Source organism: Streptosporangium subroseum (assembly GCF_900188345.1).
Classification (GTDB): domain Bacteria; phylum Actinomycetota; class Actinomycetes; order Streptosporangiales; family Streptosporangiaceae; genus Streptosporangium; species Streptosporangium subroseum.
This window is the reverse complement of record NZ_FZOD01000108.1, coordinates 1-21,252: the sequence shown is the minus strand read 5'-3', so window position 1 is coordinate 21,252 and position 21,252 is coordinate 1. Positions and strand designations below refer to the sequence as shown.

18 protein-coding genes are annotated in these 21,252 nt (G+C 70.5%); 9 read left to right on the top strand and 9 right to left on the bottom strand.

What is annotated here, in order from left to right; all coding sequences use genetic code 11:
• On the top strand, nucleotides 1-557 hold a 557-nt coding region (locus tag CHC08_RS46120; protein ID WP_089213707.1), incomplete at its 5' end, for a GNAT family N-acetyltransferase.
• A 280-nt stretch (nucleotides 558-837) separates the two neighbouring features.
• Entirely contained in the window at nucleotides 838-1,938 is a 1,101-nt protein-coding gene (menC, locus tag CHC08_RS46115) for an o-succinylbenzoate synthase (RefSeq protein WP_179282629.1), read from the top strand.
• Between the two features lie 68 nt (nucleotides 1,939-2,006).
• Here the strand turns inward: menC and CHC08_RS46110 are convergent, their stop codons facing one another.
• The 8 genes from CHC08_RS46110 to CHC08_RS46075 all read right to left on the bottom strand — a co-directional run bounded on the left by CHC08_RS46110 (nucleotide 2,007) and on the right by CHC08_RS46075 (nucleotide 13,689).
• Nucleotides 2,007-2,708 (bottom strand): ABC transporter ATP-binding protein, encoded by a 702-nt coding sequence (locus CHC08_RS46110; protein ID WP_089213706.1) that lies wholly within the window; start codon nucleotides 2,706-2,708, stop codon nucleotides 2,007-2,009.
• Nucleotides 2,705-4,537: a dipeptide/oligopeptide/nickel ABC transporter permease/ATP-binding protein gene (locus CHC08_RS46105; protein WP_089213705.1), complete on the bottom strand. Its 1,833-nt coding sequence runs from the start codon at nucleotides 4,535-4,537 to the stop codon at nucleotides 2,705-2,707. The genes CHC08_RS46110 and CHC08_RS46105 overlap by 4 nt, the downstream gene beginning before the upstream one ends.
• A gap of 55 nt (nucleotides 4,538-4,592) precedes the next feature.
• Entirely contained in the window at nucleotides 4,593-5,567 is a 975-nt protein-coding gene (locus CHC08_RS46100) for an ABC transporter permease (protein WP_089213704.1), read from the bottom strand.
• Nucleotides 5,568-7,157, bottom strand: coding sequence for an ABC transporter substrate-binding protein (locus tag CHC08_RS46095; RefSeq protein ID WP_089213703.1), 1,590 nt, complete (start codon nucleotides 7,155-7,157; stop codon nucleotides 5,568-5,570).
• A 95-nt stretch (nucleotides 7,158-7,252) separates the two neighbouring features.
• Entirely contained in the window at nucleotides 7,253-8,836 is a 1,584-nt protein-coding gene (locus CHC08_RS46090; protein WP_245878987.1) for a PucR family transcriptional regulator, read from the bottom strand.
• A 177-nt stretch (nucleotides 8,837-9,013) separates the two neighbouring features.
• Nucleotides 9,014-10,354, bottom strand: a complete 1,341-nt coding sequence (locus tag CHC08_RS46085; RefSeq protein WP_089213701.1) for a serine hydrolase domain-containing protein — start codon at nucleotides 10,352-10,354, stop codon at nucleotides 9,014-9,016.
• Between the two features lie 9 nt (nucleotides 10,355-10,363).
• Nucleotides 10,364-11,692 carry a serine hydrolase domain-containing protein gene (locus tag CHC08_RS46080; protein ID WP_245878986.1) on the bottom strand — a complete coding sequence of 443 codons (1,329 nt, stop codon included), beginning with the start codon at nucleotides 11,690-11,692 and terminating at the stop codon, nucleotides 10,364-10,366.
• On the bottom strand, nucleotides 11,641-13,689 hold the full coding sequence (locus tag CHC08_RS46075) for a S9 family peptidase (protein ID WP_089213699.1): 2,049 nt from the start codon (nucleotides 13,687-13,689) through the stop codon (nucleotides 11,641-11,643). The genes CHC08_RS46080 and CHC08_RS46075 overlap by 52 nt, the downstream gene beginning before the upstream one ends.
• 371 nt (nucleotides 13,690-14,060) lie before the next feature.
• Here CHC08_RS46075 and CHC08_RS46070 point away from each other — a divergent pair, with 371 nt between their 5' ends.
• From CHC08_RS46070 to CHC08_RS46050, 5 genes are all read left to right on the top strand, one after another.
• The gene (locus CHC08_RS46070) at nucleotides 14,061-14,495 is read left to right on the top strand and encodes an Lrp/AsnC family transcriptional regulator (RefSeq protein ID WP_089213698.1); all 435 of its coding nucleotides are present in this window, start codon (nucleotides 14,061-14,063) and stop codon (nucleotides 14,493-14,495) included.
• Between the two features lie 61 nt (nucleotides 14,496-14,556).
• On the top strand, nucleotides 14,557-15,423 hold the full coding sequence (locus CHC08_RS46065) for a helix-turn-helix transcriptional regulator (RefSeq protein ID WP_089213697.1): 867 nt from the start codon (nucleotides 14,557-14,559) through the stop codon (nucleotides 15,421-15,423).
• 452 nt (nucleotides 15,424-15,875) lie between these two features.
• Nucleotides 15,876-16,238 (top strand): DUF488 domain-containing protein, encoded by a 363-nt coding sequence (locus tag CHC08_RS46060; protein ID WP_089213708.1) that lies wholly within the window; start codon nucleotides 15,876-15,878, stop codon nucleotides 16,236-16,238.
• Between the two features lie 616 nt (nucleotides 16,239-16,854).
• Complete coding sequence (locus tag CHC08_RS46055; RefSeq protein WP_179282628.1) at nucleotides 16,855-18,243, top strand: M14 family zinc carboxypeptidase; 1,389 nt, start codon at nucleotides 16,855-16,857, stop codon at nucleotides 18,241-18,243.
• A 178-nt stretch (nucleotides 18,244-18,421) separates the two neighbouring features.
• Complete coding sequence (locus CHC08_RS46050) at nucleotides 18,422-19,312, top strand: MurR/RpiR family transcriptional regulator (RefSeq protein WP_089213695.1); 891 nt, start codon at nucleotides 18,422-18,424, stop codon at nucleotides 19,310-19,312.
• A gap of 88 nt (nucleotides 19,313-19,400) precedes the next feature.
• Here CHC08_RS46050 and CHC08_RS50370 read toward each other — a convergent pair whose 3' ends face one another.
• Entirely contained in the window at nucleotides 19,401-19,571 is a 171-nt protein-coding gene (locus CHC08_RS50370) for a hypothetical protein (RefSeq protein ID WP_179282627.1), read from the bottom strand.
• Nucleotides 19,572-19,704: 133 nt separating this feature from the next.
• On the opposite strand from CHC08_RS50370, the gene CHC08_RS46045 reads away from it, so the two are divergent.
• Together CHC08_RS46045 and CHC08_RS46040 are read left to right on the top strand one after the other, a co-directional pair.
• Nucleotides 19,705-20,829 (top strand): pectinesterase family protein, encoded by a 1,125-nt coding sequence (locus CHC08_RS46045; protein WP_089213694.1) that lies wholly within the window; start codon nucleotides 19,705-19,707, stop codon nucleotides 20,827-20,829.
• Nucleotides 20,830-20,908: 79 nt separating this feature from the next.
• On the top strand, nucleotides 20,909-21,252 hold a 344-nt coding region (locus tag CHC08_RS46040), incomplete at its 3' end, for a helix-turn-helix transcriptional regulator (RefSeq protein ID WP_089213693.1).

Genomic DNA, 21,252 nt, shown 5'->3' with positions numbered 1-21,252 from the left:
TGCACTCCCACGTCACCGGCACCGCGATCGGCCGCGGCATCGGATTCGCCCTCAAACTGCACCAGCGCGCCTGGGCCCTGACCCGGGGCCTGGACCGGATCACCTGGACCTACGACCCACTGATCCGCCGCAACGCCCACTTCAACCTGGCCAAACTCGGCGCCCGCCCCGAGGAGTACCTGCCCTCCTTCTACGGCGCCATGGACGACGCGATCAACGCCGGCGACGAATCCGACCGGGTGCTCGCCGTCTGGCGGCTCACCGAACCCCACGTCCTGGCCGCCACCCGGCGAGAGCCCCACATTCCGGCGGTCCCACCGGACGCGGTGGCCGCCCTGACCGACCGCGACCACCGCCCGATCCCCGGACGAACCGACGCGCGCACCCTGCTGGTCGCGGTGCCCGAGGACATCGAGGCGCTGCGCCGCACCGACCCCGGCGCGGCCAAGGCCTGGCGACACGCCGTACGCGACGTACTGGGCGGATTGCTGCGCGAGGGCGCATCGATCACCGGTTTCCACCGCAAGTCCTGTTACGTCGTGGAACGGGCCGGCTGACAGTGGCCCGGCACCGAAGGCGCGACCCCGACCGCAGGATTACCGTGGAACGGACCACCTGGCCCGAAACCGATACCGAGGACACGACACGCGCCACCTGACTGCCGCGATCAGGCCACCTGATCGGAAACCAGCGCCGAGGACGCGCTGCCGGCCACACAATTGCCGTTGAGCAGGCCGCCTGCCGACGGAGTCCTCACGGAGACGCGGCGGGAGCCGCGCGACATCCCGCGAAACGCCGCCTGATCGGCGGCGAGCGCGGCCAGGAGAGGGAGAGAATGTGAAGATCACTGGAATCGAGCTACGGCGGATCGCGATGCCGCTCGTCGCTCCGTTTCGCACCTCGTTCGGCACCGAGACCGAACGCGACGTGCTCCTGCTGCGGGTCGTCACCCCCGACGGCGAGGGCTGGGCCGAATGCGTGGCCATGTCCGACCCTCTCTACTCCCCCGAATACGTCGACGGCGCCGCCGACGTCCTGCGCCGCTTCCTCATCCCCGCGCTGCCCCCGAATCCCGACGCCCACAACGTCGAACGCGCCCTGCACCCCTTCAAGGGCCACCGCATGGCCAAAACCGCGCTGCAGACCGCCGTTCTGGACGCCCAGCTCCGCGCCGGCGGCCAATCCCTGGCCTCCTTCCTCGGCGCCGCCAACGACCGCGTGCCCAGCGGGGTGTCGGTCGGCATCATGAACTCCATCCCCGAGCTCCTCGACGCCGTCACCGGCTACCTCGAAGAGGGTTACCTGCGCATCAAACTCAAGATCGAGCCCGGCAACGACCTCGCCCCCGTCCGCGCCGTCCGCGAGCGCTTCGGCCCCGATCTGCTCCTCCAGGTCGACGCCAACGCCGCCTACACCCTCACCGACGCCCCCCACCTCGCCAAGCTCGACCCCTACAACCTGCTCCTCATCGAGCAGCCCCTCGCCCACGACGACATGATCCAGCACGCCCAGCTCGCCCAGAAGATCACCACCCCCATCTGCCTGGACGAGTCCATCGAGTCGGCCGCCCACGCCGCCGCCGCCATCACCCTGGGCGCCTGCTCCATCATCAACATCAAACCCGGCCGCATCGGCGGCTACCTCGAAGCCCGCCGCATCCACGACCTCGCCCAGGCCCACGGCATCGCCGTCTGGTGCGGCGGCATGCTCGAAACCGGCATCGGCCGCGCCGCCAACGTCGCCCTCGCCGCCCTGCCCGGATTCACCCTGCCCGGCGACACCTCCGGCTCCCACCGCTACTACACCACCGACATCACCCCGCCCTTCGAACTCCAGGACGGCCACCTCGCCGTCCCCACCGGCCCCGGCATCGGCGTCGAGCCCCTCCCCGACGTCCTCGACGCCGTCACCACCTCCACCGAATGGATCACCATCTGAACCGCCGGCGCGCGAGAGGAATCCCGCGCCTCAGGTTCGGCCGGGACGGGAGAGGGGCTCGCCGTCTGTCAAGTTCGCCCGAGGCGGGGGATCGCCTCCAGCAGGGAGCGGGTGTAGTCGTCCGTGGGCGAGCCCACCACCTCCTCCGTCGGCCCGATCTCGACCAGCCTGCCCTGGTGCATCACCGCGACGACGTCGGAGACGTACCGGACCACGGCGAGGTTGTGCGAGATGAACAGCATCGACAGCCCGAGCTCCTCGCGCAGCGAGCGGACCAGGTTGAGCACCGCGCCCTGGACGGAGACGTCCAGGGCCGAGGTGATCTCGTCGGCGACCAGCAGCTCGGGCCGGGCGCCCAGTGCCCTGGCGATCGCCACCCGCTGGCGCTGGCCGCCGGACAGCTCGCGCGGATAGCGCCCCGCCAGCGAGGCGGGCAGCGACACCAGCGACAGCAGCCGCTCCACCTCCGCCTGACGGGCGGCCCGGGGCAGCCGCAGTCCCTGGAGTCCTTCCGCCACCGACGTGCCCACGGTCATTCGCGGGTCGAGGGAGGCGTAGGGGTCCTGGAAGACCATCTGGATCCGCCGGGGGTCGCCGCCGACGATCCCGCCGGTGTACGGCACCAGCCCGGTCACCGCCCTGGCCAGCGTGGACTTGCCCGATCCCGACTCTCCCACCAGGCCGACGATCGCGCCGGCCGGGATCTCCAGCGTGACGTCGTCGACGGCGGTGAACGTGCCGAACCGTACGGTCAGGTTCTTGATGATCACGAGGCCTCCCAGCAGGCGACGAGGTGCGCCTTGCCGTACGGGATCAGGGGCGGACGTTCGGCGCAGCGGTCGGTCGCCAGTTCGCAGCGGTCGGCGAAGGCGCAGCCCCCGCCGACCTCGGCGGGCGAGGGCTGGCGGCCGGGGATGCTCGCCAGCGGCAGGGACCTGTCGGTGTCCATGTCGGGCAGCGAGGCGATCAGGGCGCGGGTGTAGGGATGCGCGGCGCCGGAGGCCAGCTCCCCGACGGGCAGTTCCTCGACCACCCGGCCCGCGTACATCACCACGACCCGATGGCACAGCTCTCCGACCACGGCGATGTCATGGGAGATGAACAGGGTCGCCGCGCCGGTCTCGTCGGTCACCTCGCGCAGCAGCCGCAGGATCTGCCGTTGCACGGTCACGTCGAGGGCGGTGGTCGGCTCGTCGGCGATGATCAGTCGCGGCGTGCCCATCAGGCCCATCGCGATCACCGCACGCTGCCGCATGCCGCCGGACAGCTCGTGCGGGTGTTGCCTGGCCCGCCGGTCGGGCTCCGGGATGTGCACGTGCTCGAGCCGGTCCACCGCCCTGGTCCTGGCCTCGGTACGGCTCGCACCCTGATGAACGGTCGCCACCTCCGCGAGCTGCCCGCCGACCTTGAGCGCCGGGTTCAGTGAGGACATCGGGTCCTGGAAGACCATCGCCAGCGACGTGCCGAGCAACCTGCGGCGTTCCTGTTCCGGCAGCTCGCCGAGGTCCGTGCCGCACAGCCGCAGCCGTCCCGCGTTCACCCGGCCCGGGTGGGGAACCAGCCCGCCGATCGCCAGCGCGGTCAGGCTCTTGCCGCTGCCCGACTCCCCCACCAGTCCGACGATCTCGCCGGGCGCGATGCTCAGCGACAGGCCGCGCACCGGCGTCACGCCGCCGGGGAAGGTGACGGTCAGATCCCGCACCTCCAGGACCGCGTCCGGCTCGGGCTCGTCGAGTCCGGGCTCGACGGAGCCGGGAACGGCCCGCGGGACGTCCTTGCCCGCCGTTACGGCGGGGCGCGACGCCGCGTGTGCCAGGGCGTCTCCCAGCAGGTTGAACCCGATGCCCGCGAACGCGACCGCGACGGCGGGGCCGAGGGCGACGGCCGGGGTGACGTAGATGCGGCCGAGACCGTCGAAGAGCAGCCGTCCCCAGTCGAACGACGGCGGCTGCACGCCCAGCCCGAGGAAGGACATCCCGGCCAGCCCGAGCAGCGCGCCGCCCAGCGCCTGGGTGAGGTTGAGGATCAGCGGCTCGGCGATGTTGGGCAGGACGTGGCTCGTCATGATGCGCCGCCGGGAAACGCCGAGCATGCGGGCGGCCGACACGTAGTCGGCCCCGGCGACGGAGGCGGCGAGCGTCTGGGTGAGCCGGGCGAAGCCGGGCGCGATGGCCACGCCGATGCCCAGCACTGCCCCTCGCGCGCCGAGCCCCGTGACCACCGCGGTGAACATGGCCAGCAGCAGGCCGGGGAAGGCGACCAGCGCGTTGACCGTACCGGTGACCAGGCGGGCGGCGCGGCGGGGCAGCACCGAGGGCAGCGCGCCCAGGACGACCCCGGCCGCCGCTCCGATGAGCGTGGCCAGCAGGGCGAGGGTCAGCGAGAGCCTCCCGGCGACCAGCACCCGGGCGAGGATGTCACGGCCCAGGTTGTCGGTGCCGAGCGGGTGCGCGGCCGAGGCTCCCTGGAGGATCACCGTGGAGTCGATGCGTTCGGCCCCGGCGCCCCAGATCGGGGGGCCGATGATCGCCAGGATGACCATGAGCGTGACCAGGACGATTCCGGCGATCCCGGCGGGGGTCCGCGGCAGGCGCCGCATCAGATCTCCTTCAGGACGGCGGCGGGATCGACCACGCCGGGCAGCAGGCGCCGCATCAGGTCTCCTTCAGGGCGGAGGTGGGGTCGAGCACGCCGAGCAGCAGATCGACGAGAAGGTTCACCACCAGCACGATCGTTCCGTAGACGAGGATCACGCCCTGGGCCACCGGGTAGTCCTTCTGCGTGATCGACTCCACGATCCGCTGTCCGAGGCCCGGCCACGCGAAGACGTACTCGACGAGCACGCTTCCGGCGATCAGGCCGGTGAGCAGCAGCCCGCCCACGGTCAGGGTCGCGGTGAGCATGTTGGGCAGGACGTGCCGCACGTACAGCCGGGCGGCGGGCAGTCGCTTGGCCCGCGCCAGCCGTACGTAGTCGGTGCTCAGCTCGCGCAGCGTCTCCACGCGGGCGATGCGGGCGATCATCGCCGTCGGCGCGATGGCCAGGGCGAGGATCGGCAGCACGTAGGACACGGGGCCGCTCCTGCCCGCGGGCGGGAACCAGCCGAGCCCGATCGCGAACACGGCCACCAGGGCGATCGAGTAGAGGAACTCGGGCACGGCGACGGCCGTGCCGGTCGCCGAGGTGAAGGCCGCCTCGGTGCCCCGGCCGCGGCCGTTCTCGGTGCGGACTCCCGCCCACATGCCGAGCGGCACCGCGACGAGCAGGGCCACGACGGTCGCGAGCAGGGCGAGCCCGAGGGTGTTGGGGAGCCGGGTGGCGATGACGTCGCCGACCCGCTCCCCGCTGAGGAACGACGTGCCGAAATCTCCGCTCAGCACGTTGCGGACGTAGGACAGCAGCTGGGACAGGATCGGCTGGTCCAGCCCGAGTGCCTCGCGCCTGGCGGCGACCAGCTCGACCGGCGCGGCCGGACCGAGCGAGGCGCGCACGGGATCACCCGGGATCAGGTGGATCATCGCGAACGACGCGACGAGCAGCGCGGCCAGCGAGATCACGAACCGGACGAGGTGCCGCAGGACAAACGCGCCGCGGGTGCGGCCGCCGGGCGGGCGCGAGGACTCGGCCACTCAGCCCGCCTCGGTCATCCGGATCGAGGTCGGAATGACCTGGTCCGCCGTCATCTGGAACGTCGCACCCTTGGAGGCGACCAGCACGGTGTTCTCCACCGCCGGCACCAGGTCGGCGTTCTCGAACAGCGCGGACTCCGCCTCCAGCCAGAGCGCGCAGCCCTCCGCGCCCGGCTTCACCGCGGCCTCGGTGACCAGTTTGTCGTAGCGGGCGTTGGCCAGGTGGGCGAAGTTGGCTCCCTTCGGCGCCGCCGGACCGGACAGGAACCCGACGAGCTGCGTGGGGAGCGTGACGCCGATCGGCAGCCAGACGACGTCCCAGTCCTGGGTGACGGTGATCGACTCCGACAGCTTGGTGTCGATGACGCCGTTCAGCGCGACCTCGACGCCGACCTTCTTCCACGCCGCGGCGAGGTATTCGGCCGCGGCCTGCACGCCCGCCCCCCTGGTGGTGGGGTAGAGCAGGCGCAGGGTCAGTTTCTTGCCGTCCTTGGCGCGGGCGCCGTCCGCGCCCGCCTTCCAGCCGGCGGCGTCCAGCGCCGCTCCCGCGGCGGCCTCGTCGAAGGCCGGGACGTGACCGGTGACGGTGTCGCCCGGACACGGCCTCGGGTCGAGCACCAGCCCGGTGGCCGGCCTGCCGGTGCCGCTGGAGGCGATCCCGGCGAGCTCCGTGAGGTTGATCGCCTGGGTGAGCGCCTTGCGCACCGCCGGATCCTTGGCGGGGCGGTCGTCGCCCTGGTGGTAGAAGAACTGCCCGTTGCCGGCGGCCCGGACCAGCTTGCCCATCCCCGGGGTGGCCTCCAGCCGGGCGCGGTCGGCGCCGGCGATGATCGCTCCGTTGAGCCCGCCGGAGATCAGCAGGTTGGCGGCGGTCTGCTCGTTCGGCACGACCTTCAGCACGACCTTGGCGGGCAGCCCGGGCGTCTTCGTGGTGGCGCCGCCCGGCCCCCAGGCGTAGTCCTTGCGCACCTGGAAGGTGTAGTGGTCGCTGGGCACCGCCTCGGTGAGCGTGTAGGGGCCGGAGCCCGAGGTGGCGCGGGCCACCGCCGAGCGGTCCTTCACTCCCTTGCCGCAGACGACGAACATCTCCGCGCTGCTCTCCAGGATGAAGCCGAACGGCTGCGGGGTGGAGAGCGTCACCGTTCCCGCCGCGTCGTCCGCCTCGGCCTTCATCCCCGCGGGGACCAGGACGCCGTTGATCGGTGACTTGGTGTTCGGGTCGGTGATGTGGTCGACGTTGGCGGCCACATCGCTGGGGGTCAGTGGAGAGCCGTCCGAGCAGGTGACGCCCTTGCGCAGGGTGAAGGTCACCGAGTCGGGTTTGACGTCCCATTTCTCGGCCAGCCCGGAGGTGATCTTGCCGTCGGCCGCGTTGTGGACCAGCGTGTCGTAGGCGAACGACAGCACCACGTTGGTGACAGAAAGCACGCCCATCGCCGGATCGAGCACACCGGGGTCGGCGCTGATCGCGTAGGTGAAGGTGCCCGCGCCGGCGGGCGTGCCCGACGGGGCCCCCGCCGTACCGCCGCCGCACGCGGTCGCGAACAGGCTCAGGGCGCCCAGTACGGCTACCGTTCCTGTGTTTCTCATCGGGGCTCCAGGGGGTGGAGGGTGATGCCCCACATTCGCCGGTTCCCGGCGATCCTTCTTCGTCCCTCCGCACAAAAAGTGGAAGGTTCGTCGTCCTACCGCCCGAAGATCCGCATCTGGAGCATCACGGTCAGTCGTGCGTCGGGGTCGGTCAGGTCCAGGTCGCCGATCTCGGCGAGCCGCTTCAACCGGTAGCGGAAGGTGTTGGCGTGCACGTGCACCATGGCCGAGGCGGCGTTGACGTCGCCGAAGGCGTCCAGGTAGGCGCGCAGGGTGGCCACCAGCTCGCTGCCGTGCTCGGCGTCGTAGGCCAGGAGCCGTTCGTAGGGCCCGGTGGGCGCCTGCTCCTCGGCCTCGACGAGGTCGGAGAGCTGGAGCAGCAGCGACTCGAAGTGCACGGCGCTGTAACCGGCGACCGCGCCGGACGCCTCACGGGCGCGCAGCACGCGCAGCGCGCGGTCGGCGTCGGCCCGGGACCTGGCCACCTCGGTGAGGTTGGCCGCCAGGCGCCCCACGCCGATGTTGGCGGCGTGCCGGGGACCGACGCGGGCGAGGAAGCTCTCGGCGACCCGCACGGCCCGCCGTTCCTCGTCGCCGATGGCGTGCAGGGGCAGTACGGCGTACGCCACCGAGCCGACCAGCGCGGCGGCGGCCCGGGGGTGGATGGCTCCGACGTGCAGGGCGAGCGCGTCGCACAGACGGTGCCTGTCGCTCTCCCGGAGTGCGGCGTCGGTGCCGGATCCGCCGCTGAGCTGGGCGGCGAGCACGCACAGTCGCTCGCTGGCGACGCCGAGCCGCCCGGCGGCCTCGGCCGCGTCCCGACCGCCCGCCAGCACGGTGGACAGCAGGTCGGCGCGGAGCCGCCGCCGAGTGTCCGCCCCGGCCCGCTGTCGCAGCAGCTGCAGTGCGACGATCTTGGCGGCGTCGGAGAGGGCCCGCTGGCGCTGCTCGGTCAGCGGCTCGCGCACGGCGGCCCAGATGGAGCCGAGGATCTCGTCTCCCGACCGTACGGCTATCGCCACCCGGTCGATGATGTCGTCGCCCAGCTTCATGTAGACCGGTTCGCGGCTCTGGTACAGCTGCCGGAAGAACCCGCGCTCCTCCAGCATCCGCCGGTACCGCTGCGGCACCTGGCGGCCGAGCACGGTCTCCACCCTGCCGGGATCGGCCTCGTCCTGCCGCTCGGAGTACGCCAGCACCATCGAGGACCGGTCCTCGATGGTGACCGGCGCGTCCAGCAGCGCGCACACGGCGTTGGCCAGCGAGAACAGGTCGTCGGGTGAGACCTCCCCCGGCTCGGTGAGGTCGCCCTCGGCCAGCAGGGAGCGCAGCAGTGCCGCCACCTGCGCCCACGAGGCGGCCCGGGTGAGGCCGAGCACCGCGACCCCGGTCTCCAGGACCTTGGCGCGCACCCGCCTGTCGACGTCCACGGGCTGCTTGACGACGATCCCGGCCGCCGGGCCCGCGGCGTCGAGCAGGGCGCAGATCTGCTCGGCCCGGTCGACCCCGACGGCGAGCAGGATGCCGCCGGCCGGCAGCAGCAGCTCGTCGAGGGGGTCGTAGATGTGCACGCCGGTGACCTCGGCGTCGAGCTCGCCGGGGGAGGCGGCCACGTCCAGCACCGTGCTGCCCAGGTCCTCCAGGATCCGTTGCAGGCTGGCACGTGGCCGGTTGGTCATCCGTTCACGATAGTGAACATAGATGGACATTAGCTATGAATCCGGTCATGGATCGGGCCCGCGTTACGCGCAGGGCGATGCCCGCCCGTCGTACGGAGCCGGTCAAGAGCCGGACCCGCATCACGCACGGGGCGGCATCCGCCCGTTGCACGGAACCGGTCGAGGACCGGACCCGCATCACGCACGGGGCAGCGCCCGCCCGTTGTGGAGGTAGGCGGCGCGGCCGTCCTCGACGATGAAGGTGACGGTCTCGTGCCTGCCGTTCTCGGACTCGGCCGTGATGAACGAGTGGCCGTCGTGGTGCACGTAGCGAGCGCTGGTGCGCTGGGCGCCGGCCTCCGTCATGAACTCCCCCGGGATCACGGTGATCTCCAGGCCGCCGTCCGCCGCGGCGATCTCGTAGGAGAGCTCCGGCTCGGCGTACCTGCCGGTGTACGGCGTGGGGTCCACGGCCCGCGGCGCCTGGGCCGGAACCGGGAAGTCCGGCACGGCGAGCCCCGTGGCCTCCCGGAGCAGCGGCAGGACCACGTCGACGAACAGGCCGAAGAAGCCGTCGCCGTTGACGCTCATCGCGACCACGAAGTCACTGCCGGGGACGACCCGCCAGAAGGTGCTCTGCCCGACCGTCCCGCCGTCGTGGCCGAAGACCTCGCCGCCCCAGTCGAACAGCTCGAAGCCGAGCCCCCAGCGGTTGGCGAGCAGGCCGGAGACACCAGGCACGTCGACCTGCGGCGTCCGCATCGCCGCGACCGACTCCTCCGACAGCAGCCGGGTGCCGTCCTCGGCCAGCCCTCCGGCGAGGAACATCCGGCCGAACCGGACCAGCTCGCGCGGGGCCAGGCACATGGTGGAGCCCGCGGGCGCGTTGGAGCGCGGCATCTGCCAGGTGGGGTGGACGGTGCCCTCGGGCCCGACATGACCGGCCGCCGTACGGAACAGCACGGCCTCCTCGCCGAAGAGCGCCGAGTGCGTGACGCCGAGCGGGCCCATCAGGCGCTCGCGCATCGCCTGCTCCCACGTGGTGCCACGCACCCGGGCGACCAGGGCCCCGAGGACGCAGAAGCCGGAGTTGCAGTAGGAGAACAGCGCGCCGGGAGCGTGCACGTGGCCCGCGCCGTGCAGGTACTCCACGTACTTGCCCAGGCAGTCGTCGCCGCGCCCGGTGTCCTCGAACAGGTCGCCGACAAAACCGCCGGTGTGGGTGAGCAGGTGCCTGACGGTGATGACCTGCTCCGAGCCGTCGGCGACGGCGAACTCCGGCAGGTAGTCGCGGACCGGCCGGTCCAGCTCGACCAGCCCCTCCTCGACCAGCTGCATGATCAGCGAGGCGGTCCACACCTTCGTGGTGGAGCCGACCTGGAAGATGCTGTCGGGCGTGGTCTCCACGCCGGTGTTCCTGTTCACCACTCCGGTGGCGGCCTCGACGAGCCTCCCGCCCGCCCAGACCGCGATGGCCGCGCCGGGCACGCCATGCCTGCCGGCCGCCTCGTCGAGGTTCTTCTGAAGGTTCTCAACCATCGTGGCTCCTCACGCGATCTTGGGCGTGGCCCGCACGCCGAGGTGGACGTACGGCGAGCCGTCGGCGAGCTCGTAGAAGACGGCCGACAGCCACTGGGGCTCGCCCTCGGGGCGGCCGACGAAGGTGACGTCGTCCACCGGGACGAGGTCGAACTCCAGGGGCGGATGCATGTCGGCCAGGGCTCCGGTGGCCTCGTTGAGCAGCGAGAGCCGACCGTCGCGGACCGTCAGCGTCATCCGGCTGCCCGCCCGCTCGTACACGCCGGCGTACCGCTCGACGTCGGTCTCGAACGGCTCGTCCGGCGGTCCCAGCACGGGCGGCACGGCCAGGTCGATCAGCTCGGCGAAGAGCTCGGTGGCCAGGGCGTGGTGGAAGGCCGCGGTGTGGCCGCCGTTGGCCAGCACGCACACCACCGTGTCCGTCTCCGGGACCGCCCAGAGCATGGCCGCCTGGCCGATGGTGTTGCCTCCGTGGAGGATGATCCGGCGGCCCTGCCACTCGTCCAGGATCCAGCCGAGTCCCCACTGCCTGCCGATGGCGTACGGGTTGGGGATGTCCACCTGCGGCTCCCACATCGCCTGCGGGTCGGCCAGCAGCCCGGTGCCCAGGTGGGCGCGGGCGAAGGCGACGACGTCGGCGGGGCGGGCGCAGATCAGCCCGGCCGGTCCGCAGGAGCGCATCAGTCCCCAGACGGGGGCGGGGACTCCGCCCTCGACGTGGCCCATGGCGCCGCGGAAGCGCAGCACGTCCTCCGGCAGGGTCCAGGTGTGGGTCAGGCCGAGCGGCTCGATGATCTGCTCGCGCAGCGCGGCGTCCCACACCTTGCCGGTGAGGCGCTCGACGACCCGCCCGGCGATGATGAACCCGGAGTTGCAGTACGACTGGGTGACGCCGAGGGGATGGTTCTGCGCGAGGTCGGCGCAGGCCTCGACGTACTTCTCGACGCAGTCGTCGCCGCGGCCCGTCTCGAGGAACAGGTCGCCGTCGATGCCGGAGGTGTGCGAGAGCAGGTGCCTGATCGTGACGGTCTTGCTCACCTCCGGGTCGGCGACCCGGAACTCCGGCAGGATCTGGGAGACGGGGGTGTCGAGCGTCAGTTCGCCCCGCTCGACGAGCATCATGATCTGGGTGGCGGTCCACACCTTGGTGACCGAGCCGATCTGGAAGAGCGAGTCGGTGGTCACCTCCACCCCGGTGGCCGTGTTGAGCACGCCGGCGGCGAACTCGTGGACCTCCCCCTCGTGCAGGAAGGCCAGGCTCGCGCCGGGAACCTCGTATTCGGCGATCAGCTCAGCGAGACGGGCGTTCCATCGACCGAGATCCACTGTTCCAGCCACTCGACGATCCTTTCGTTGTAGTCCGCCCGATGGGAGGGGCGGCCGTTGAGGATGAACAGGTGGGAGGCGCCGGGGTAGCGGACCAGCCGCACCGGCACGCCCCGTTCGCGCAGTGCGGCGAACCACTGCTCGGCCTGGCCGACGGGACACCGGTCGTCGCTGTCGCCGTGGAGGAGCAGGGTCGGTGTGCTCACCTGGGCGACGTGGCTCATCGGGGACTGGGCGGCGAGGTCGTCGCCGAGTTCGTACGCCTTCAGGAGGTACCCGGCGTCGGAGGTGCCGGTCATGCTGGCCAGGTCGCTGACGCACCCGCCGGGGACCGCCGCCTTGAACCGGCCGGTCTGGGTGGTCAGCCAGCAGGAGATGTAGCCGCCGTAGCTGTAGCCGGTCACCGCGAGCCGTTCGGGGTCGGCGACGCCCTCGGCGACCAGCTCGTCGATCGGACCGAGGAAGTCGCCGGTGTCGGCGACGCCCCAGGCGCCGAGCGCGGCGGTGTAGAAGGCCTCGCCGTACCCGTCGCTGCCGCGCGGGTTGAGGGTGAGCACAGTCCAGCCGCGGGCGGCGAGCACCTGGTGGTAGAGGTGCGCGCCGTCGAAGACCGGCGCCCAGGCGTTGTGCGGGCCGCCGTGCGCGTCCAGCAGGAGCGGCCCGGGCTCGGTGAGCGTCTCGTCCCGCAGCACGAACCCCTCGATCGGCGTGCCGTCGGGGGCGGTGAAGGTACGGCTTCGCGGGGTGAACAGCTCGACGCCGGGAACCGCGTAGGAGGAGAGCCTCGTGACGCCGGGCGCCGCCGAGGTCGAGCCGGACGCCGACGAACCAGACGTCGAGATCGAGGCGGACCTCGGGATCGGGGTGGACGGAGCCGGAACGTCGCCCGCCGGGGTATCCGATGGAACCGGGCCCTCATCCGGGGCATCCGATGAAGGCGGGAGATCGCCCACCGGGGTGGCCGCCTGGGTCGCGGTGAGATCCGCGAGATAGACCTCTCCCGCGCTGTGCGGCGTGGCGGCGACGTAGGCGATCCTGCCGCCCACGGCGCTGACGCCGGAGACCACCTGGTCTCCACCGATGATCTTCTCTCCGGGGGCGCGGTAGAGGTGGGTGAAACCGCCGTCGCGGGCGCAGAAGATCAGATCGTCCCCCGCGAGCTGGGGTGTCGCGCCGGGATAGCCGGGCGCGCCCACCATGACGTTGCGGTCGAGCCCGGTCTCGACCTCCACGAGCCCGTCCGCTCCGAGGTCGAACAGGCGCACGTGGCCGACGGGGGTGACGGCGTATCCCGCGACCAGCAGCCGTTCCCCCAGCCACCAGACGTTCGTGCAGATCACGTCGGCGCCGGTGAGCCGCTCGGGCTTGCCGCCCGAGACGTCCACCGAGTGGACCGCGCCGCTGATGGTCAGGTCACGGTCGGCGTCCATGCTCGCGGCGAAGAAGAGCTTCCCGCCGTCCGACGACCAGGACGGCTCACCCGCGTGGAAGTCACCCGAGGTGACCTGCCCGGTCTCCCCCGTCGCCACGTCCACCACGAAGAGGTGCATGGTCAGGCCGCGCAGCAGGCCCGTGCCGTCGGCCTTGTACTCCAGGCGGTCGGCCACGACCGGGGCGTGCGGGTCGAGGTCGCCGTGCGGCGCGCCGTACGCGATTCGGGCGCCGTCGGGAGACCAGACCGCCGCGCCGGCGCCCAGCGGCGCCCCGGTCAGGACGCGCGGCTCGCCGCCGTCCATCGGCAGCAGATGGATCTGCGGCTTTCCGTCCACGGGACGGAGAAAGGCCAGCGAGTGCCCGTCGGGCGACCAGCGCGGGGAGGAGTCGTGAGGGCCGCCCGTCAGGCGCCGCGGCTCGGCGCCGGGGGCGGCGAGCCAGATCTCGGACCGGTTCTCGTCGGATTCCCGGTCGGCGGTGGTGACCATGTAGGCGACGGCGCTTCCGTCGGGACGCAGCCGGGGGTCCCCCGGCACCGCGATGCGGGGAAGGTCGCTGAGGGAGAGACGAGGCATGCCCGAACGTTAGGCGTCCACTCGCCGTCGCTTCTTCGTCCGCGACGACGAACCGGGCTCCATCTGTTGTGCCGTCGTCCAACCGCCTCCCGGCCGGACGAGCGGGGCGAGGCGGGCGACGGCCGCCTGGAGGCGTCCATGTCCTGCCCTCGAACGGCGGTCCGAAGGCAGGGGATTGCCGTAACTCATCATGCCCAGGCAGATCCGGGAGACCTTCAGCCCCGACGAGCCCAGTTTCACATATCGCATTCCGTCTTGCCCTCCGGTGGGAGCGTGATTTTCTCCGAGCGACCCCATCGTCGGACACCCCGTAATTCAGGAGAACGGCGAATCGAAAGATCAGACCTGAGCGGGCATACGAAACAAAGGAAATGGACGCCCTCGACCTTCGTATTCTCGGCGAGCTTCAGGTCGACGCCAGGGTGAGCTTCGCCGAGCTGGGCCGCCGGGTCGGCCTGTCGGCTCCCGCGGTGGCCGACCGGGTGCAGCGGCTGGAGGAGACGGGCGTGATCACCGGCTACCGCGCCGAGGTCGATCCGCGGGCCCTGGGCTTTCCGGTCACGGTGATGGTCCGGATCCGTCCGGCGATCCGGGAGCTGCAACGCATCTCCAAGATCGCCCAGGAGATTCCCCAGATCGTTGAGTGTTACCGGATGACCGGCGACGACTGCTTCTCCTTCACGATGCACCTGCGGGCGGTCGACGAGCTCGAACCGATCCTCGACCTGTTCACCCCGTACGGCCACACGACCACGTCTCTCATCCACACCGCGCCCGTGCCGCGCCGCCCCCTGCCGCTGGAGTGAGTCTCGACCCTGGTAGTGGCAGGGCCAGGCTCTCCGCACGTGAAACGCCTACCGTGGCGGTATGAGCCAGAGCAACGAACTGGGCGACTACCTGCGTGCCCGGCGTGATCTCATACGGCCTGAACAGGTCGGCCTGACGTCCGGCGGCCGCCGCCGGGTGCCGGGGCTACGCCGCGAGGAGGTCGCGCTGCTGGCCGGGATCTCATCCGAGTACTACCTGCGCCTCGAACAGGGCCGCGATCAGCATCCCTCCGCGCAGGTCCTCGACGCCCTCGTCCGCGTGCTGATACTCGACGCGGACGCCACCGCCTACCTGCACAGGCTGTCGCGGCCGGAGCGGCGCCGTCCGACCCGGCGGCGCCCCGAACGCGTCAGCACCGGCATGAGGCAGCTGGTGATGTCCCATACCGACATGCCGGCCCTCGTCATGGGCCGCTACATGGACGTGCTGGTCGCCAATCCGCTCGCCCACGCCCTGTCTCCCTGCCACACGCAAGGCGTCAACGCGCTGCGCGCCGCCTTCCTCGACCCCGAGGTGCGGGCCCTCTACCAGAGGGACTGGGAACATCTCAGTTCCGGCCTGGTCGCGGGCGTACGCGCCATGGCCGGCCCGGAAAGCCAGGATGCGCACCTGGCCGAACTGATCGGAGAGCTGTCGGTGCGCAGCGAGGAGTTCCGCCTGCTGTGGGCACGCCATGACGTCAAGCCCCGCACCAGCGGTGTGGCCCTCATGAACCACCCCCAGGTCGGTCCGCTGGAGCTGAGCTACGAAAAGCTCGCCGTCATCGGCACCGACGGGCAGATCCTGGTCATCTTCCACGCCGCACCCGGCAGCGACGCCGCCCAGTCCCTCGCCCTGCTGGCCCATCTGGCCACCACCGGCCCCGCCGCAGCCGAACCAAGCAAGTCGAACACTCTAAGAAATTAATCCATTACCTTACGTAATATCGCCCTCGCCGCCGGTCCACCCGCCCGAGCGGTGCCGAGGCATACGACTGAGCATTCCCCGAACCAGCCGAAGCCGCAAACCGCCACCGAGCACGCTCCGGACCCGGTAGAGCCACGACCTGCCAACGAACCCTCCTGGGACCGGGCAGAGCCGCGACCCGCCGCGGAGAGCACGGGCGCGGACTCGCCCGCCATGCTCACGGAGCAGGCTGGATCGAGTGACGGGTCTTCTCCTACTCCTGGCTGTTGCCATCGTCCTTTGGCCTATAACGCTCGTGGTCGCCGTCATCGTCTACATCCGACGGAAGCGGAGCTCGTAGACTGCCGCGCGATGACCGGTTTGCCGGTGTCAGATATGACATGACCGATCACGGATAGTGATTTACCGTGGTCCACCTGCTTCGGGACGTGCGACGTGGGTACGCGCAAGAGATGGAAGACATCCTGATCAGCCGGGTGTACGGCGCGAAGCCCGCCAAGGGGCCGGTGTTCCTCGTTGATGGAATGTGGCCGCGGGGCATCCGTAAGGAAGATCTCAAGCTCGACGGGTGGGTGAGCGACATAGCGCCCTCTCCGGACCTACGGCTCTGGTTCGGGCACATCCCAGAACGTTTCGAGGAGTTCCGTACCCGCTACCGACAGGAGCTCGACCGGCGCCCCGACGCCGTACGCCCCCTGCTGGAGGCCGCACGCCAGGGACCGATCACTCTTCTCTACGCGGCGAAGGACACCGAGCACAACAACGCGGTGGTTCTGAGGGACTACCTGCTGGATCACCTCGCGAAAACCGCCTGACACATCTCGGCAAGAACCCATCACATCCGCGCACGGGCCCCCTCAAGCGCTGAGGCCCAAGCGTCCCAACCAGTGAGAAAGCCGCCCGGCACATGCCGGGCGGCTTTCTCACCGTCCGGCCACGCCGGGCGTCCGTCGCGGCACAGGTTCGACCGGCAGCCGACGGCCGGCGCTCACCGCTGAAACCGGCCGGGCGGCCGGGCTGAGTGACTGCCGGTTGGAACCGGCCGAGGGCCCGCCGGTCCGAGATGCGCGGGTCGCCGATCGAGGCGTAGGGGACGGTGAAGCCGAGCGCCCGCCTGGTAGAGCGCGTGGGCTCCAGCCCGTGGGCGCCCCCTCACCCCGGCATTTCACGCATGTGCGGAAAAACCGTCGACAAACCTGGTTGACAGGCATACATTCATGCCGAAGACTACCTGAAAGTTTGCAATCAGCGGTCGATTATTGGATTTCCAGAAGCACTTCCCAAAGAACAGCATGGGAAAAGTGCGCTTTTCTGGCTGCCATTCGACCGTAGCTAGAAAGGGTCTTCAGCATGTCTTCAAGAGGCTCGCAGCCCCCAGCGGCCTGGAACGCCAAGAAACGCTTTTTGACAATTGCGTTAAGCGTCGGCCTATTGGGAAGCCTCAGCATTCCGGCAGCCACGACCACCTTCGCCGATTCGACCGGCACCCAAGCCCTCGCCCAGTTGGCGACGGAGCGGGCAGCGGGTCTGCCCAGCGGCCGGACCACCTACCGGACGATCACTGACTACAACGACGAGATGCTCGCGCTGAGCAGGCAGCACCCCGATCTTGTCAAGCACATCACGCTGCCCCACAAGACCCGCCAGGGCCGCGAGGTGTACGGCATCGAGGTGACCCACGACGTCAATGCCGCAGACGGCAAGCCGGTCCTGCTCATGATGGGAATACACCACGGGAACGAATGGCCCTCGGGTGAGCACACCCTGGAGTTCGCCTACGACCTGGTCAACAATGCCAAGAAGGACCGGCAGGTCAAGCGCCTGCTCGATCAGGCGCGGGTCATCTTCGTCCCGGTCGTCAACGTGGACGGGTTTGTCATCAACCGGCGCACCAGCTGCGGCCTCTCACCGACGTGCGCCAGTAACGCCGGGGTCGACATCAACCGCAACTACCCCTTCGGCTGGGGCAGCAACGCGGGTTCCAACGCGACCTCCCGCGGCCCGGGGCCGGGTTCCGAGCCCGAGGTCCAGAACATCATGGACCTGACCACGACCAACCAGGCCACCGTCCTGATCACGAACCACACCTCCGGTCACACCCTCCTCCGCCCGCCGCTGGAGAAGCGCGCGGGCGACGCCCCCGACGAGGCCGTCTACGCCGCCCTGACCGACGCGATGGCGGCCAAGAACGGCTACACGGGCATGAAGTCGGGCTTCGACTACGAGACGACCGGCGAGACCCCGGACTGGTCGTACTACGCCACCCGCGGCCTCGGGTTCACCTTCGAGATCATGAAGACCCAGTCGACCACCAGCAGCTACCCCGAGGTGATCGAGGACTACCTCGGCACCGGTCGCTACGAGGGCAAGTCGAACCGCGAGGCGTTCATGGTGGCCCTGGAGTACGCGGCGGACCCCGCGGGGCACTCCGTGATCAAGGGCAAGGCGCCGAAGGGCGCGGTCCTGAAGATCACGAAGGACTTCGACCTGTGGACCGCTCCGATCCTCCAGACCGGCGGTGTCCTCGATCCGCCCCAGGCGGTCCCCACCCACCTGGAGTCCAGCCTGGTCGCCCCGACCAACGGCAAGTTCACCTGGCACGTCAACCCGTCGGTGCGGCCGGTCCCCGCCTACACCGCGAACGGCGTCGTCGCCACCGGACCGGGCAACTTCCTCCAGGAGAGCTGGACGCTCACCTGCGCCCGCCCGAATGGCGAGGTGCTCGAGACGGTGAACGTCACCGTCGACAGGGGCCAGCAGGTTGATGTGAGACTGCAGGAATGCAAGAAACGCTTCAACGGCAAGGGCCCGAAGGGCTGAAACGGTCGCACACCCAACGCGCCGGGCGGTCCCTTCCAGGGCCGCCCGGCGCCGCTTTGAGCCCGCGGAAACTTCGCGACTCATGAGGTGACGCGGCCAAAACCCGATCGCCCTGCCCTCCGAGCGGTGAGAATCAGCGCTGAGTGTGTCACTCCACGGGGAAGGGAAGTGTTCAAGGATGGGGCACGCCAGGCAGACCGGCCAGCCGCTCACCGTCCCGGACGCATCGCGGATCGCCGCGAACCTGCGCGGGCTCTTCGACGACCACCGGCTCTCCCCGTCGCAGCGCCGGATCGCGCGCTACCTGCTCGATCACGCGCAGGAGGCCGTCTTCTTCACCAGCGCCGACATCGCCGAGCGCGTCGGCGTCAGCCAGCCATCGGTCACCCGCTTCGCCGCCGCGCTCGGGTTCAGAGGGTTCCCGGAGTTCCGGGACGCGCTCCGCTCATCCGTTTTCGACAGCTCGCGGCGAACGCCGCCCACCGAGGACCTCAACGAGATCCAGGAGCTGGTCAACTCCGAGATCCGCGACCTCGAACGGCTGCGGGACGGTCTCCGGGACACCCGTCAGCTCCGGGAGGTGGCCGGCCAACTGTCCAGGTCACGTCCGCTCCTGGTCGTGGGGCTGCGGGTCTCCGCACCACTGGCGCACCTGTTCGGCCACCAGGCGGAGAAGGTGCTCCCGGACGTACGGGTCCTGGACGTCGCAGGCTCGACCCTGGAGGACAAGCTGAGCCGGGCGGCCGAGTCCGGAGCCGAGTGGGTGCTCGCCATCGGGCTGCCACGCTATCCGCGCGAGCTGGCCCAGGGGCTCATCTGGGCGCGGCGCATCGGGCTGAAGATCGCGCTCATCACCGACCAGCCGGTGGGCCGGCTCACCGACCTCGCGGACGAGGTCCTGCTCGCGCCGGTGAGCTCCGACTTCGCGTTCGACTCCCATGCCGGTCCCACGGTTCTGTGCACCGCGCTGCTGCACACCATGCTGGACGCCCTCGCCACCGAAGGGCAGACCCGGCTCGGAGCCTTCGACGACAGCGCGACAGAGCGCCAGATCTTCCTTCCCTACTGAACGGCGCGCGGCCGCCGGGGTCATCCGGGTGACCTCCGTACGTCCTGAAGCGGCGCGCGCCGCCATCGGGGCCTCCGTACGTCGGCGGTCACCCCGCCGAGGCCGGTGAGAGCGCCCGGCCGGCGAGCTCGCCGCTTTCCGATTTCTCGGCGGTCATCGCGAATTCAAAAAGCCGGTTTCCCGAATGGCTCGCATTCCATGAAACGTACATGTCGCACCGGAAGATGTTTCCCGGAGCGGTGCCGACCGTCACAAGCATGTGGAACCGTCCAATCTCACGTCGTCCGGCAGGCCCCGAACTTCCGCCATTGACATCACCATCGGACTTCTCTAACTTTCAGGTGTTCTTATATATGGAAGCTATTCACATATGTGAACACGGGAGGGTGCTCATGTCGCCCCAGAGTCCACTGTTCGGCCGGCGTCAGATGCTGGCCGGAGCCGCGTCCGCGGCCCTCGGCGTCGCGCTGGTCCCGGCCGCCGAAGCAGCGGCCGGGACCCGCCCGCGCCCATTCGGGTCGTACGGATCACCGCGCCACAGGCCGAACTCGCGCACGCTGTACGTCGACTCCCAGGGCCGGGGCGACCACACCACCGTCCAGGCGGCCGTCAACGCGACGCCGGACGCCCCCGAACGGGGCTGGACGGTGGTGATCGCGGCCGGGACCTACCGCGAGACGGTCCTGATCGCCCAGGCCAAGACCGGCCTGACCTTCGCCGGCGCCACCCGCGACGCCCGCGACGTCGTCATCGTCTTTGACAACGCCGCCGGAACGGCCAAGCCCGACGGCGGCACGTACGGCACGAGCGGCAGCGCCACCACCACGATCCAGGCCGACGGGTTCACCGCGGCCCACGTGACCTTCGCCAACGACTGGTTGCGCGCCGACCACCCGGAGATCACCGCGACACAGGCCGTCGCGGTGAAGGTCATGGGCGACCGTTCCCTCTTCGAGGCGTGCCGGTTCCTCGGCCACCAGGACACCCTGTACGCCGACACCCTCGCCCTGGCCACCTTCGCCCGGCAGTACTACCGGCGCTGCTACGTCGAAGGCGACGTCGACTTCGTCTTCGGCCGTGCCACCGCGGTCTTCGACCGATGCGAGCTGCACACCCTGGCCCGCGACGTGTCCTTCAAGCCGTACGGTTACGTCTTCGCGCCGAGCACCGCCGCCGCGAACCCGCACGGCTACCTGGCGACCCGATGCCGCATCACCGGCGATTCTCCCGACGGCTCCTACGGTCTCGCACGCCCCTGGCGCCCGAGCAGCGACCTGACCGCCGTCCCGATGCTGACCGTGCGCGAGACCCGGATCGGCCCGCAGATCGACACCGCCGCGCCGTACGTGAACATGAGCGCGGGCTACCCCTGGCAGGACGCCAGATTCGGCGAATATCGCAATTCCGGCCCGGGAGCCGCGATACCCGTTCCCGAGAACAGGCCCCAGCTGACCGCCGAACAGGCGGCCGCTCGGACCACCCGCACCCACCTCGGCGACTGGAAACCGTCGGCATGACCCACGCGACCAGGCCGCCGGTCCCCGCGCGGGCACATCGCCGGGACGCGGGGGAACCTCGCGACGTACGATCTCACATGTGACCAGCAGACCCGACTCGGCACAGCGCCTGAGCGACCTCGCGCGGCTGCGGCGCGTCCGGGACCGGATCGACCGGGAGTACGCGCAGCCGCTGGACGTCGAGGCGCTGGCCCGCGGCGTGCACATGTCGGCCGGGCACCTCAGCCGCCAGTTCCGGCTCGCCTACGGTGAGTCACCCTACAGCTACCTGATGACGCGCCGGATCGAGCGGGCGATGGCGTTGCTGCGCCGGGGCGACCTCAACGTCACCGAGGTCTGCTTCGCGGTCGGCTGCTCGTCACTGGGCACCTTCAGCACCCGCTTCACCGAGCTGGTCGGGATGTCACCCAGCACCTACCGGCA